Annotated in this window: 13 protein-coding genes and 1 pseudogene; 7 read left to right on the top strand and 7 right to left on the bottom strand. The window is 73.2% G+C overall.

Features of this window, described 5'->3' with window-relative positions; genetic code table 11:
• Nucleotides 1-129: pseudogene (locus ACXJKF_RS22055) on the bottom strand (IS481 family transposase); the annotation flags it as partial.
• Nucleotides 130-242: 113 nt separating this feature from the next.
• Between ACXJKF_RS22055 and ACXJKF_RS22050 the strand changes: the two are divergent.
• Complete coding sequence (locus tag ACXJKF_RS22050; RefSeq protein ID WP_456789884.1) at nucleotides 243-989, top strand: MFS transporter; 747 nt, start codon at nucleotides 243-245, stop codon at nucleotides 987-989.
• Between the two features lie 7 nt (nucleotides 990-996).
• On the opposite strand, the gene ACXJKF_RS22045 is transcribed toward ACXJKF_RS22050, so the two are convergent.
• Complete coding sequence (locus ACXJKF_RS22045) at nucleotides 997-1,518, bottom strand: nuclear transport factor 2 family protein (protein WP_456789883.1); 522 nt, start codon at nucleotides 1,516-1,518, stop codon at nucleotides 997-999.
• A gap of 75 nt (nucleotides 1,519-1,593) precedes the next feature.
• Between ACXJKF_RS22045 and ACXJKF_RS22040 the strand changes: the two genes are divergently transcribed.
• Entirely contained in the window at nucleotides 1,594-2,232 is a 639-nt protein-coding gene (locus ACXJKF_RS22040) for a TetR/AcrR family transcriptional regulator (RefSeq protein WP_456789882.1), read from the top strand.
• Here the strand turns inward: ACXJKF_RS22040 and ACXJKF_RS22035 are convergent.
• The gene (locus tag ACXJKF_RS22035; protein ID WP_456789881.1) at nucleotides 2,222-3,079 is read right to left on the bottom strand and encodes an alpha/beta fold hydrolase; all 858 of its coding nucleotides are present in this window, start codon (nucleotides 3,077-3,079) and stop codon (nucleotides 2,222-2,224) included. The genes ACXJKF_RS22040 and ACXJKF_RS22035 overlap by 11 nt on opposite strands.
• Nucleotides 3,080-3,167: 88 nt before the next feature.
• Here ACXJKF_RS22035 and ACXJKF_RS22030 point away from each other — a divergent pair, with 88 nt between their 5' ends.
• Genes ACXJKF_RS22030 through ACXJKF_RS22020 form a run of 3 tightly spaced genes read left to right on the top strand, consistent with a single transcriptional unit; the run spans nucleotide 3,168 to nucleotide 4,807 of the window.
• Nucleotides 3,168-3,650, top strand: coding sequence for a MarR family winged helix-turn-helix transcriptional regulator (locus ACXJKF_RS22030; protein ID WP_456789880.1), 483 nt, complete (start codon nucleotides 3,168-3,170; stop codon nucleotides 3,648-3,650).
• A complete protein-coding gene (locus ACXJKF_RS22025; protein ID WP_456789879.1) occupies nucleotides 3,650-4,159 on the top strand; it encodes an Imm26 family immunity protein in 510 nt (169 codons plus the stop codon). Before ACXJKF_RS22030 ends, ACXJKF_RS22025 begins: the two co-directional genes overlap by 1 nt.
• Before the next feature lie 9 nt (nucleotides 4,160-4,168).
• Nucleotides 4,169-4,807 carry an Imm5 family immunity protein gene (locus ACXJKF_RS22020; protein WP_456789878.1) on the top strand — a complete coding sequence of 213 codons (639 nt, stop codon included), beginning with the start codon at nucleotides 4,169-4,171 and terminating at the stop codon, nucleotides 4,805-4,807.
• A 62-nt stretch (nucleotides 4,808-4,869) separates the two neighbouring features.
• Here the strand turns inward: ACXJKF_RS22020 and ACXJKF_RS22015 are convergent, their stop codons facing one another.
• Nucleotides 4,870-5,925, bottom strand: a complete 1,056-nt coding sequence (locus ACXJKF_RS22015; RefSeq protein WP_456789877.1) for an ankyrin repeat domain-containing protein — start codon at nucleotides 5,923-5,925, stop codon at nucleotides 4,870-4,872.
• Nucleotides 5,926-5,972: 47 nt separating this feature from the next.
• Nucleotides 5,973-6,419, bottom strand: coding sequence for a CD225/dispanin family protein (locus tag ACXJKF_RS22010; RefSeq protein WP_456789876.1), 447 nt, complete (start codon nucleotides 6,417-6,419; stop codon nucleotides 5,973-5,975).
• A 258-nt stretch (nucleotides 6,420-6,677) separates the two neighbouring features.
• Here ACXJKF_RS22010 and ACXJKF_RS22005 point away from each other — a divergent pair, with 258 nt between their 5' ends.
• Nucleotides 6,678-8,567, top strand: coding sequence for an RICIN domain-containing protein (locus ACXJKF_RS22005; RefSeq protein WP_456789875.1), 1,890 nt, complete (start codon nucleotides 6,678-6,680; stop codon nucleotides 8,565-8,567).
• Nucleotides 8,568-8,753: 186 nt separating this feature from the next.
• On the top strand, nucleotides 8,754-10,922 hold the full coding sequence (gene helR, locus ACXJKF_RS22000) for an RNA polymerase recycling motor ATPase HelR (protein ID WP_456789874.1): 2,169 nt from the start codon (nucleotides 8,754-8,756) through the stop codon (nucleotides 10,920-10,922).
• Here the strand turns inward: helR and ACXJKF_RS21995 are convergent.
• Nucleotides 10,885-11,649 (bottom strand): thioesterase family protein, encoded by a 765-nt coding sequence (locus tag ACXJKF_RS21995; RefSeq protein ID WP_456789873.1) that lies wholly within the window; start codon nucleotides 11,647-11,649, stop codon nucleotides 10,885-10,887. The two genes, helR and ACXJKF_RS21995, sit on opposite strands and share 38 nt — an antisense overlap.
• A gap of 5 nt (nucleotides 11,650-11,654) precedes the next feature.
• A partial coding sequence (locus ACXJKF_RS21990) for an RraA family protein (protein WP_456789872.1) occupies nucleotides 11,655-12,213 on the bottom strand: 559 nt, incomplete at its 5' end.

The raw sequence follows: 12,213 nt of genomic DNA, 5'->3' as shown, positions 1-12,213 counted from the left end.
GCGGTAGGCGGTCTGCCGGGAGATCCCCAGCTCGTGGGCGACATGGGCGACCGGGCGCCCCTGGTGCACAACGCGATCGATCAGGAGTTGGCGGCCGTTGTGGTTGAGCTTGGCGTTAGCGTGAGGCACGAGAACCTCCGGGTGGGAGTGGGCCTTCGACAAGCCACAGCCCAACCGGAGGTTCTCCTCACGTCAACGGCCAACCACGTCACCAACGTCCTGGCCGAGTACAGCTAGGCGGGGTGCTGTTCGCGCTCGCCGCGTTCGCCCCGTCCGCGCTCACGGCGGCGGCGTACCTCGTCGCGGGCTTCGCGTTCTGGCGCCTGCGCGGCTCGTACGTGGTGCCTCGCGACGACGGGACCGCCGTGCTCGCGTCGATCCGGGCGGGTGCGGTGTGGACCTGGCAGCATCCGGTGGTGCGGCTGCTCGTCGCCGTGGGTGCCCTCGCGAGCGTCGCCTACATGATCCCGTTCTCGTACCTCGTCCTGTACGCGCAGGACGAGCTCGGGCTCGGGCCGACCGGCTACGGCCTGCTGCTCTCGTTCTCCGCCCTCGGGGGTCTGCTCGGCGCGGCCGTCGCGTCCCGGGTGCGCCGCCGGATCGGGTACGCCTGGACCATCGTGTCCGCCCTCGGGGTGGGCGCGCTGGCGTTCGTCGTGATGTCGCTGACGACGAACCTCGTCGTCGTGGCGGTCGCGCTCGCGGCCTACATCGCGCACGCGGTGGTGTGGAACATCATGGCCGCGTCCGTGCGCCAGAGGGCGACGCCCGCGTCGATGATGGGCCGCGTCGGGTCCGTGAGCAGGCTGCTGGGCCTGGTCGGTCTGACGGTGGGCGCCGTGGTCGGCGGCCTGCTCGCGTCGGCCTTCGGCTACCTCGTCCCGTTCGCCGTGGCCGGTGCCCTGTTCGCGGTCGCGGCCCTGGTGTGCGTGCTGCAGCGGGACCGTCTCGCGGTGTGGGAGCGGGCGCAGCCGGCCACGGCGGACTGAGCGGCGGTCACTCGAAGACGGTGTCCGCGGGCAGCCCCGACTGGGCCAGGACGTCGGCGCGGTTGTAGTAGTCCGCGAGCGCGGAGATCTTGCCGTCGCTGATCTCGATGTAGGTCACCGCGGGGACCGCGAACGGCGTCGGCGCGCCGACGAGCTGTCCGCTGAAGGTCCACCGGACGACGGCACGGTCGGGCGTCGCGACGATCTCGTCCACCGCGGCGTGCACGTCGGCGACCCCGTCGTGGGTGATCTGGGCCCACGAGGCGACGCCGTCGGGTCCGGTGAAGCTGGTCTGGAAGGCGTGGTCCTGATAGGTGCCCGACGTGGTGAAGAGGGCGGCGAGGGCGGCGTCGTCCTGGGTGTTCCAGGCCTCGGCCCACTGCTCGGCGAGGGCTCGGGCGGTCGCGTCGTCCGGTGTCGTGGTGACGGTCGGGCTCTGCGTGGGTGTGGTTCCGACGGCGCAGCCGCCGAGGAGGAGCGCCGCTCCGGTCAGGGCGGCGAGCAGCGTGTGACGGGTGGTGATGCGCACGGGAGTCTCCTTCGGTCCGTATGGTTACGGGTGTAAGTATTTACACATGTACTTACGGATGTAAAGTCACGTCTCATGAGCGACCCCACACCTCCGCGCCGGACGCGCAGCCCCCGCGGGCACGGCGCGCAGCTCCGCGCGGAGATCGTCGAGGCCGCTGCCGCGCTGCTGGACGAGCACGGCATCGAGCAGGCCGTCACGCTGCGTGCGGTGGCCCGTCGGGTCGGCATCGCCGCCCCGTCGATCTACGCGCACTTCCCCACGCGCGAGCACGTGGTGGTCGCCGTCGTCAGCGAGGCGTTCGACGCCCTCGAGGCGCACATCGGCGCCGCCGCCGAGGCCGCGGGCCGCGACCCGCAGGACCGGCTGCGCGCCGCGAGCCACGCCTACGTCGACTTCGCCGCGCGCTGGCCGCAGCGGTACCGGGCGATGTTCAGCGGGGTGTGGATCCCCGACGAGCCGTCGTCGTCGCCCGAGGCCGACGGTCCGCCGAGGCTCGTGGTCGGCGACGAGGCCTTCACGGTGCTGGTGACGGCGATCCGGGACTGCGCGGCCGAGGGGACCTCGGCCAGCACCGACCCGTTCGCCGACGCCACCGCGCTGTGGACCGCGCTGCACGGTCTCGCGGAGCTCCGTCCCGCAGCCCCGCGGTTCCCGTGGCCCGACGGCCTGCTGGACGTGCTCGTCGACAGGCTCGCCCTGCTCACCCGGTAGCGGCGTCGACCGCACGGACGAAGTCGAGGATCGCCGCCGAGAGCGCCTCCGGCGCCTCCAGCGCGACGTGGTGCCCGACCCCGTCGAGCTGCACGGACGTGATCTCGCCGGAGGTCACCTGGCCGAGCGTGGCGGCGGTGAACGGTCCGCCGCCCGCGCCGACGGCCAGCACGGGCATCGACAGCGGACTCGTCTGCGCGAGCGCCCGCAGCTCGTCCCCCTCAGCGAGCATCGACCGGTAGAGGCCGGCCGCGCCGCGCCAGCCGTCGGGACGGGCGTAGGTGCGGGCCATCTCGTCCACGTCGGCGTCGGTGATCGACCCGGCGACGGCGGTCATGCTCGGGAACGCCCAGTCGCCCAGGAGCTCGCGCTCGCGGCCGGCGAACAGCAGCTCGGGGATGCCGGGAGCGGCCAGGGCGCCGATGTGCCAGGAGCCTCCGTGCGTGACGTCGGCCAGGCCTTCGAGGCCGAACCCGGCCAGGCCCATCTCGATCGCCGTGACGCTGCGGACGTCCTGCGGGTGCGTGGCCGCGAACCGGAAGACGGTCCCGCCGGCGATGTCCTGCCCGGTGACGTGGACGGGTCCGACGTCGAGGTGCTCGACGAGCCCGTGCAGGTCCTCGGCGGCGGTCGCGCTGTCGTGGTCGGCGGCGGCGGTGCTGGAGTCGCCGAACCCGCGCAGGTCCACGGCGAACACCCGGTGCGTCGGCGCGAGCAGGGGGATGAGCCGGTGGAAGGCCCACCAGGTCTCCGGGAACCCGTGCACGAGCAGGAGGGGCGGTCCGGCGGTGCCGGCGGACACGTAGTGCAGGTCGGCCCCGTTGACGCGGGCGGTGTGGTGCCTCATGGCAGTTCCTCTCAATAGACAACCAGGTTGTCTACTACACTAGACAACCTTGTTGTCTTTGTCGACCGGAGGCGCCTACGCTGCGGACATGCCACGTTCCGGCGCCGACCTCGCGCTCCTGCTCCTGAGCGGTTTCCGCATCCTCGTGGACGCCGCGACGGCCGAGCTGGCCGCGCGCGGCTATGACGACTTCCGCCCGTCGCACGAGTTCGCGATGCGCGCGATCATCGCCGGGGCCGACAGCGCCTCCGACCTCGGGCGCCGCACCGCCGTCTCGAAGCAGGCAGCCGCCAAGACGATCGCGGTCCTCGTGCAGCGCGGCTACGTGTCGAGCGAGCCGGACCCCGCCGACGCACGGCGCAACCGGCTCCAGGTGACCCCGCTCGGCCTCGACGTGCTGCGCGAGGGCGAGGCCGTCTTCGAGGAGCTGCGTGCGCGGTGGGAGCAGCGGCTCGGTGCCGCCGAGCTCGCGCGGCTCGAGGCGGACCTCGCGGCGCTGGTCGGCGACGACGGCGTCCGCGTGGACGCGCCAGGGTGGGTCGCCCACGAGCGGACCGAGGAGACCCACTGATGGCACGGCCCCAGCTCGTCCAGGTCGAGCCCGGCGAGGTGGTCGCCATCCCGCTGTTCCTGGCGCAGGAGCCGGCGTTGACGCGGTTCCGGGCCGACGCGTTCAAGGACCGCGGCGACGAGTTCGTGTTCTGCCGGCTGATCGAGCAGAGAGGCGGCTCGGGCATCATCGTCGAGGTGTTCGACCACGTCGGAGGACTGGGCGCCGACCTCGCCGACGTCGTCGCCGCCGACCGGCTGTTCCGACCGGTCGCGATCACCGGGCTCGGCATCCACAAGCTGYGCTGGCCCCGGATGGGCATGCGCGGCCCGTACGACGCCGAGCGCGACTCCGGCTACTCCCAGATCCAGCTCGTCCTGTCCCCGTACGACCGACCGCGCATCTGGCAGGACGGCGTCGAGACCCCGACCGACGTCGAGACCGCGACGGGGTACGAGTCCTGGCGGGTCTGGTCCGCGCCCGATCTCGAAGCACGGATCGTCGAGACGCTCGCCGGTCGGCGCTCCTAGCCTCGCCGCATGCCAGTCGTGCCGCCGCCCGTCACCGCCGCGATCGCCGACGCCGTCGCGTCGATCGGCCCGGACGGCGAGCTGCCGGCCGCCGCGCGCGGCCGGGTGCACCGGGCCGTCGACGCCGCGGCACGGGAGCTCCACCCGGACGCGGGCCGGTACGTGCGGACCACGCTGGCCCTCGTCTGCGCGTACGCGACCCTCGGCCAGGCACGCAGCCGGCCGGACCTGTTCGCGGACGCGGAGGGCGTCGCAGACGTGGTGACGGCGGCCCTCAACGGCGACGCCGACGACGACGAGCTCGAGGACCTGACGGAGAGCCTCACCGCCCGGGTCGAGGACGGACTCGGGTCGGGCCAGATCGAGCCCCGCGCGCTCTACGCGCTGCTGGCATGCGTGGCCGCGGCCGGCACGCTCCTGTACGACACACCGCTGGAGGACCTGGCGGCGGAGCCTGCCGAGGCGGACCCGGCCGACTGGGACGCCGCGTTCCTGTCCTCCCTGGCGTTCACGGGAGGCGCGCTGTGGGAAGGCGTGGGGGACCCGGCGGAGCGCAGGAGGTTCTGGCTCTGGTACCTCGAGACGGCACTGCCCTACGCGTGGGACCCGGACCACCCGATGCTGCCGTACCCGCCCGTCAGCCCCTGAGAGGTCCTCCCATGCCCACCCTGCACGCGTACTTCCCCTCCGCCGCCGCGAGCCGGGCGCATCTACCGGCGGTAGTCCGGCCGGCCGAGCGGGACGGGTGCAGGATTGAGCAGGACCCATGCGACCGCGAGCTCAGCCAGGCGGTTCGTGTCTCCGCGCCCCTTCCGGGCGAGGGTGTCGGTGATGCTCTGCGCGCTCGCGAGCGCCGGGTCGGGTAGCGACGTGCCCGTGGCGACGTGCTCCGCGAACGCGCGGGCCATGGATCGGAACTCCCCGTCCCAGTTGGCGCCGCCGTTGCCCTCGAGCTCCCGGGCGATCCGGCCGCTGATCCGGACGACCTCGCCCTGCACGGTCGCCGCCGGACCCTGAGCGGGGACGAGCAGGTCCCAGAGCTCKGCGTGCTGCTCCTGCCAGCGGCTCGACGTCACGCTGATCGGCGTCGTGCCGTCGTGCACGCGCCGCCGTGGCACCGGGGTCGTGCCGAACAGGACGTAGAGCCGGTCCAGTGCGTCGCTCGCCGCGGCGACCCCGTCGGCGGCGAACTGGTCGCGGAAGAACTCGAACCGCTGGCCGATCCTCTCGACGTACTCCTCCGCCACCGCCGTCCGGGCTGCGCCGGCGTCGAGGAGCGTCTGAGCGGTCGGCACCATCCGCTCGATGTCGATGTTCGTGCAGGTCCGCAGAGCGAGCTCGAGCGGCGTGAGCCGGTCGGCGTTCACGGCGTCGACGGCCGCCCCGTGGTCGATCAGCAGGCGCACGTGCTCGACGTTGCGGCCGGCGGCGGCCGCGTGCAGCGGGGTGCCGGTGCGGCCGTTCGTCGCGTGCACGTCCGCGCCGAGCTCGAGGAGCACGCCGATCCTCCCGTGCCCGCTCCGCGCCCGCCGGTGCAGAGGGGTGTCGCCGGCTGCGTCCTGCGCCTCGAGGTCGGCGCCCTGCGCGACGAGCCACCGCGCCAGCTCGTCGGGGCACGCGTCGAAGGCCAGCGCCGTGTACTTCGCGTGGCCGCCCCGGGCGTCGAGGAGACAGTCGTCGAACACCGCCCGGAGCCGCGTGAGATCACCCTGCTCCAGCAGGTCCGCGAAGTCCTTCGGCAGCCTCTTCCTGCGTCGACCCGCCATGCTGCCGCCCTCCGCGTCATGCCAGCGGAGTGCCGACGGTCGGAAGGCTAGCGGTCGTTGCCGGGGCGTTCCGGCAGGCCCGGTGAGACGCCGTCGTCGAACGGGAGCTCGTTGCTCCAGCGCGGACCCTGTTCCCAGGAGCCGTCGCCGTGCTCGTGGAACGCGACAGCGATCAGGAACGCCCAGGCGATCGAGGCGAGGACCGAGAACACGATCAGACCGGCGCCGACGATGACGCTGATGATTCCCCACCGGCGGCCGTTCGCAGCCTCCCGCTCGGCCGTCACGGCGTCGCCGGCGCCGAGGGCCCGTGCTGCTCGGTGCGAGGCGAGGAGCGCGGGGATCCCGGTGGGCCAGAACAGGATCATCGCTGCGATGACCCATCCGACGGGCGCCGTGGTCGCGGGGACGTAGGGCGCCGGCGTCGGCGGGGGAGGTGGCGGCGGAGGGGGCGTCGGGTCGGGGGCGGCGCTGGGGATGGGCTCGGTTGCCATGATTCCTCCGGAGATCGGCTGGATCCGGCTCACGGTAGGCCGCGTGCCTGGGAATGCCCTTTGAAGATGGGCCGACCGACGAAACGTTGCGCGCCGTTGACGCCCGAGGGCCCGCGGCCGTCCCCTGGGTCTCGGCACACGCTTTCCAACGATGCACGACGACGTGGGCGCCGGACGTGGGCCGCCACTCCTCCAGTCCTCCGCTCCGCACGTCGCCCGACGTGATGTGAGCGCTCACACTCGATCGGAAGGTCCCGCATGCCGCCGCTCCGCAGGCTCGCCGCGCTCGCGCTCGCCGCGCTGCTCGTCGTCACCGCCCTCGTCGTCCCGTCGTCGACCGCGACGGCCGTCGGCGAGGACACGGTCCGCAACCCGTTGCTCGCCAACGGTGCCGACCCCTGGCTCACGTTCCACGACGGCAGCTACTACCTGGCGACGACCACGTGGAACTCACAGCTCGTCATGCGCAAGTCCCCGACGCTCGCCGGCCTGCGCACCGCCGCGCCCGTGCACGTGTGGTCGGAGACCGCCGCAGACAGCGGCTTCAACTTCTGGGCGCCGGAGTTCCACCGGCTGACCGGCCCGAACGGCACCCGCTGGTACCTCATGTACACGTCGGGCACGAGCGCGAACCTCGACGGGCAGAAGCTCCGCGTGCTGGAGAGCGCCGGCGACGACCCGATGGGCCCGTACGCGTTCAAGGCCACCCCGATGCCGAGCACCTGGAACATCGACGGCAGCTACCTGACGGTGGGCGGCCAGCTGTACCTGCTCTGGTCGGAGTGGCAGGGCGCCGACCAGAGCATCTGGATCTCCCGGATGACGAACCCGTGGACGGTCACCGGGTCGCGCGTGCTGATCTCCCGCCCGACCAACGGCTGGGAGACGCAGGGCGGCCGGACCAACGAGGCGCCCGCGGTGATCCAGCGGAACGGCAGGACGCACATCGTCTTCTCGGCGAGCTCCTGCAACACCCCCGACTACAAGCTCGGCCTGCTGACGCTGACCGGGAGCGACCCGATGGCGGCGTCGGCGTGGACCAAGCGGTCCTCGCCCGTGCTCCAGCAGGGCAACGGCGTCTACGGCCCGGGCCACAACGGGTTCTTCACGTCCCCCGACGGTACCCAGGACTGGCTGGTCTACCACGGCAACGCGTCGAGCAGCCAAGGGTGCGGCAGCACCCGGTCGACGCGCGCGCAGCCGTTCACCTGGGCGTCGGACGGCTCGCCCAGCTTCGGGTCCCCGGCGTCGACCTCGACCGACCTCGCGGTCCCGTCGGGCGAGAAGGGTCCGATCACCGCGGCCGTCGAGGGTGCCGCCTACACACTGGTGAACCGGAGCACCGCACGCTGCGCCGGCGTCACCGGCAGCTCCGGGTCGGACGGTGCCGACGTCGCGCAGTACGGCTGTGACACCGCGTCGAGCCGGTGGGTGCTCGACCCGACCGCCGACGGCTACTACCGGCTGGTCAACAAGGCGAGCAACAAGGTGGTCGACGTCGCGGACTGCGGCACCGCGGACGGCACGGACGTCCGGCAGTGGGCGTGGCTCGACAACGCGTGCCAGCAGTGGCAGGTCACGCCGACGTCCGACGGCTGGTCGCGGCTCACCAACCGGGCCAGCGGCAAGGTCCTGGACCTGGCCGGCTGCGGCACCGCGGACGCGACGAACATCCGGATCTGGACCTCGAACGGTTCCACCTGCCAGCAATGGCGGCTCGCACCCACCGGCACGGTCGCCGTCGTCAGCAGCCAGAGCGGCAAGGTGCTCGACGTCGCGAACTGCTCGACCGCGGCCGGCACGTCCGTACGGAGCTGGGCGTGGAACGGGGCGGCGTGCCAGCGGTGGACGTTCGCGCACACCGACAACGGGTACTACCGCATCCAGCCGGCCTCGTCGGCGAGCAGCTGCCTGCTCGTCGCGTCCGGGTCCACCTCCGACGGGGCCGCGCTCACGCAGGGCTCGTGCTCGGCGACCGGGAGCCAGTGGCGGGTCGAACCGCTCGCCGACGGCTCGGTCCGGCTCGTCGCGCGGCACAGCGGCAAGGTCCTCGACCTGTCCGGCTGCGGCCTGGCCAACGGGAACGCGCTCGTGCAGTGGCCGTGGCTGGACAACATCTGCCAGCGGTTCACGCTCCGAGCGGTCTGACCGCCGCGGGTGGTGGGGCCGTCCCCCACCACCCCGGCCGGGGCATGCGAGAGGCGGGCTCCGGATGACCGTGCCCGCCTCTTCCAAGGTATAGCCGACGGGGGGTCTTGCGGCAAGGCCCCCTCTGCGGCGCAGAATCTCCGACCGTGCCCTGGCCGGCAACCCCAGTTCGGAGCTGATGACGACGTGACCCCTGCGACCACCACCGCGTTCGACCTCCCTGACAACCTCGCCGCCAAGGCGGACCCGGCGTCGATCGCGCCGGACGAGCAGCACTTCGCGGCCGTCGCGCAGACCCTGGAGCAGTCGATCGCGGAGCTGGTCGAGCGGCTCGACGCCGCCCGCAGGGCGCCCGGACGCAGCGGCACGCTGGCGCTGGAGCGTGACCAGGAGATCCACCGGCTGTCCGCACGGCTGCGCACGCTCCGACGGTTCGGGCTGGACCTGTGCCTCGGCCGGACCGTCGGGACCGACGGCGAGACGGTCTACGTCGGGCGGCTCGGTCTGACGGACAGCGCGGGTCGTCGGCTGCTGCTGGACTGGCGCTCACCCGCCGCGGAGCCGTTCTTCGGGGCGACCCACGCGCACCCGATGGGCCTGGTCAGCCGCCGCCGGTACCGGTGGACCGGTGGTCGCATCAGTGACTACTGGGACGAGGTGTTCACAGCCGACGGGCTGCGCAGCAGTGCGGCGCTCGACGACCAGTCCGCGTTCATCGCGAGCCTGGGTGCGGAACGCTCCGAGCGGATGCGCGACGTGCTGGGCACCATCCAGGCCGACCAGGACGCGATCATCCGCGCGGGGTCGGCGGGTGCGCTCGTCGTTGACGGAGGTCCCGGCACCGGCAAGACCGTCGTCGCCCTGCACCGCACCGCCTACCTCCTGTACTCCGACCCGCGCCTCGGTCACCGCCGCGGTGGCGTCCTGTTCGTCGGGCCGCACCAGCCGTACCTGGACTACGTCGGGGACGYCCTGCCGAGCCTCGGGGAGGAGGGCGTGCGGACGTGCACGCTGCGGGACCTCGTCGCGGAGGGTGCGTCGGCGGCGGTCGAGCCGGACCCCGAGGTGGCCCGGCTCAAGGCGTCCGTGGCGATGGTCGAGGCCATAGAGCCGGCGGTCCGGTTCTACGAGCGGCCGCCGAAGGAGGGCCTGGAGGTCGAGACGTCGTGGTTCGACGTGTGGGTCAGCACCGACGACTGGGCGGAGGCGTTCGAGGCGCCCGAACCGGGGACGCCGCACAACGAGGCCCGCGACCAGGTCCGGGACGCGCTGCTGGAGATCCTGGTCGACAAGGTCGACGGTGCCGACGACGACCCCGTGGAGCGGGAGCAGCTCCGGCGGGCGCTGCTCGGCAACAAGGACCTGAACACCGCGCTCAACCGCGCGTGGCCGCTGCTGGAGCCGACCGACCTCGTCGGCGACCTCTGGACCGTCCCCGCGTACCTGCGGCTGTGCCACCCCGGCCTGACGGTCGACGAGATTCGGACGCTGCAGCGCGCCGACGCCCAGGCGTGGACCGTCTCCGACCTGCCGCTCCTCGATGCCGCCCGGCAGCGGCTCGGCGACCCCGAGGCGTCCCGACGGCGCCGCCGGCACGAGGCCACCCTCGCGACCGAGCGGGCGTACATGGACACGATCGTCGACGACCTCATCGCCACCGACGACTCCGAGCTGCAGCTCATGTCGATGCTCCGCGGGGACGACCTGCGCGACAAGCTGGTCGACGAGTCGGTCCTGGTGACCGCAGACCCGGACGCACTGGCGGGCCCGTTCGCGCACGTCGTCGTGGACGAGGCCCAGGAGCTGACGGACGCGGAGTGGCAGATGCTGCTGCGCCGGTGCCCGTCGCGGAGCCTGACCGTCGTCGGCGACCGCGCGCAGGCCCGGCACGGGTTCGGCGAGTCGTGGCAGGAGCGGCTGGAGCGGGTCGGGCTGCACCAGGTCGAGCTGGCGTCGCTGAGCATCAACTACCGCACGCCGCAGGAGGTCATGGCGGAGGCCGAGCCCGTCATCCGCGCGGCGCTCCCCGACGCCAACGTGCCGACGTCCGTCCGGAGCACCGGCGTCTCCGTGCTGCACGGACCGGCGTCGGACCTCGACGCGATCCTCGCGGAGCACCCCACCGGCATCGCGTGCGTGATCGGCGACCCGACGTTCCCGGGGACCGCCCGGGTGCGGTCGCTGACGCCCGAGCTGGCGAAGGGCCTCGAGTTCGACCTGGTCGTGCTCGTCGACCCCGAGTCGTTCGGCACCGGCATCGAGGGCGCCGTCGACCGCTACGTCGCGATGACCCGCGCCACCCAGCAGCTCGTCATCCTCACGACGGGCGCGGCCGGACCGTCAGCGACTGGGTGAACGCGCCGATCGGGCCGCTCGTGTCGTGCAGGATCGTGTGGGTCAGGCCGAGACCTGCCGGTCCGAACGTGACCGTCGTGTCGAGCCCGAGCCAGTCGCTGCGCGGTGCCGCGACCAGGTGGACGGTGAGGTCGACGTTGGGGAACGCGACCTCGTCCGTGGGGCGGCGGGGGGTCAGGCCGTTGGCGATGTCGATGAGGCCGAGAGCCCGCGCGGTCGCGCTGACCTGCTCGTCCGCGACCAGTGGCACGGCGGTGCGGACCCAGGACACCGCCCGGCCGGGCTCCTGCTGGCAGCGGCGTGCCTCGACGCTCCGCACGAACTCGCCCGGCCAGGTGCCGTCCGGGTCCCAGACCGGCAGGTCGTCGGGGCCGGGCACCGTCGGGAACGAGCTCCCGGCGATCTCGGCGGTGTCGTACGCGCGCAGGAGCCAGGCGCGCAGCACGACCGCGGCGCGCCCGTCATGGCTGAGCGTGGCCTGGACGAGCTCGATGGTGCGACCGGGGCGGAGGACCTCGACGTGCACCTGGACCGGCTCGATCGGCAGGGTGCCGAGGATGTCGTAGGACAGGCGCGCCAGCTGCAGCCCGTGCGTCCGGTCGCTCTCGACCGCGTGCGCCAGCAGCCCCAGAGCCGGTGCGACGTGCTGCTCGCCGGGGTCCCACCCGCCGCTGACCAGCCCCGTCGGCGCGAAGGTCGTCTCGTCGAGCCGGTGGAAGTACGCCACCGCGCTCACTCCTCGATCGCCGCGTCGAGGGAGCGCAGGTGCTGGCGGAAGGTCACGCCGTCGCGCTCGCGGGCGGCCAGGTACTCGTCGAACCGGGTCTGCTCGCGCAGCGTGGTCCCGGTCTGCATCCGCGATGCCTGGCGCTCCTCGGTGTCCCGGATGCGGGTGGCGACGGCCGCCAGCTCCGCCGCCCGGTCGGCCGGCAGGAACAGCACGCCGTCGTCGTCGGCGAGCACGACGTCGTCGCCGGTGACGAGGTGCGGGCCGCACCGGGCCCAGGCCAGCGCGTCGGCCGCCTGCGGGTCCAGGCGCTCGGGCCCGTTGGGGTAGGCGCCCAGGCTGTGGACCGGCAGGCCGATGGCGCGCAGCTGTGCGGTGTCGCGGTGCAGCCCCCAGATGACGATCCCGGCCAGGCCGGCGCGCGCGACCTCGAGCGCGACGAGGTCGCCGACGCAGGCCTCGTCGCTGCGACCCTCGTTGTCCACGACGAGCACGTCGCCGGGTTCGGCGTGCCCGAGGGCCTCGAGGAACACGTCGACGCTGCCGACGTGCCGCACCGGCCCC

It is taken from the genome of Cellulomonas sp. P5_C5 (assembly GCF_054049655.1).
This window is presented reverse-complemented; position numbering and strand designations above follow the sequence as displayed.

What these genes read in the sequence shown, in the direction of transcription:
- ACXJKF_RS22005 (WP_456789875.1), top strand. Translation starts at nt 6,678, where the DNA reads ATGCCGCCGCTCCGCAGGCTCGCCGCGCTCGCGCTCGCCGCGCTGCTC.
- ACXJKF_RS22030 (WP_456789880.1), top strand. Translation starts at nt 3,168, where the DNA reads ATGCCACGTTCCGGCGCCGACCTCGCGCTCCTGCTCCTGAGCGGTTTC.
- ACXJKF_RS22040 (WP_456789882.1), top strand. Translation starts at nt 1,594, where the DNA reads ATGAGCGACCCCACACCTCCGCGCCGGACGCGCAGCCCCCGCGGGCAC.
- ACXJKF_RS22020 (WP_456789878.1), top strand. Translation starts at nt 4,169, where the DNA reads ATGCCAGTCGTGCCGCCGCCCGTCACCGCCGCGATCGCCGACGCCGTC.
- ACXJKF_RS22035 (WP_456789881.1), bottom strand. Translation starts at nt 3,079, where the DNA reads ATGAGGCACCACACCGCCCGCGTCAACGGGGCCGACCTGCACTACGTG.
- ACXJKF_RS22010 (WP_456789876.1), bottom strand. Translation starts at nt 6,419, where the DNA reads ATGGCAACCGAGCCCATCCCCAGCGCCGCCCCCGACCCGACGCCCCCT.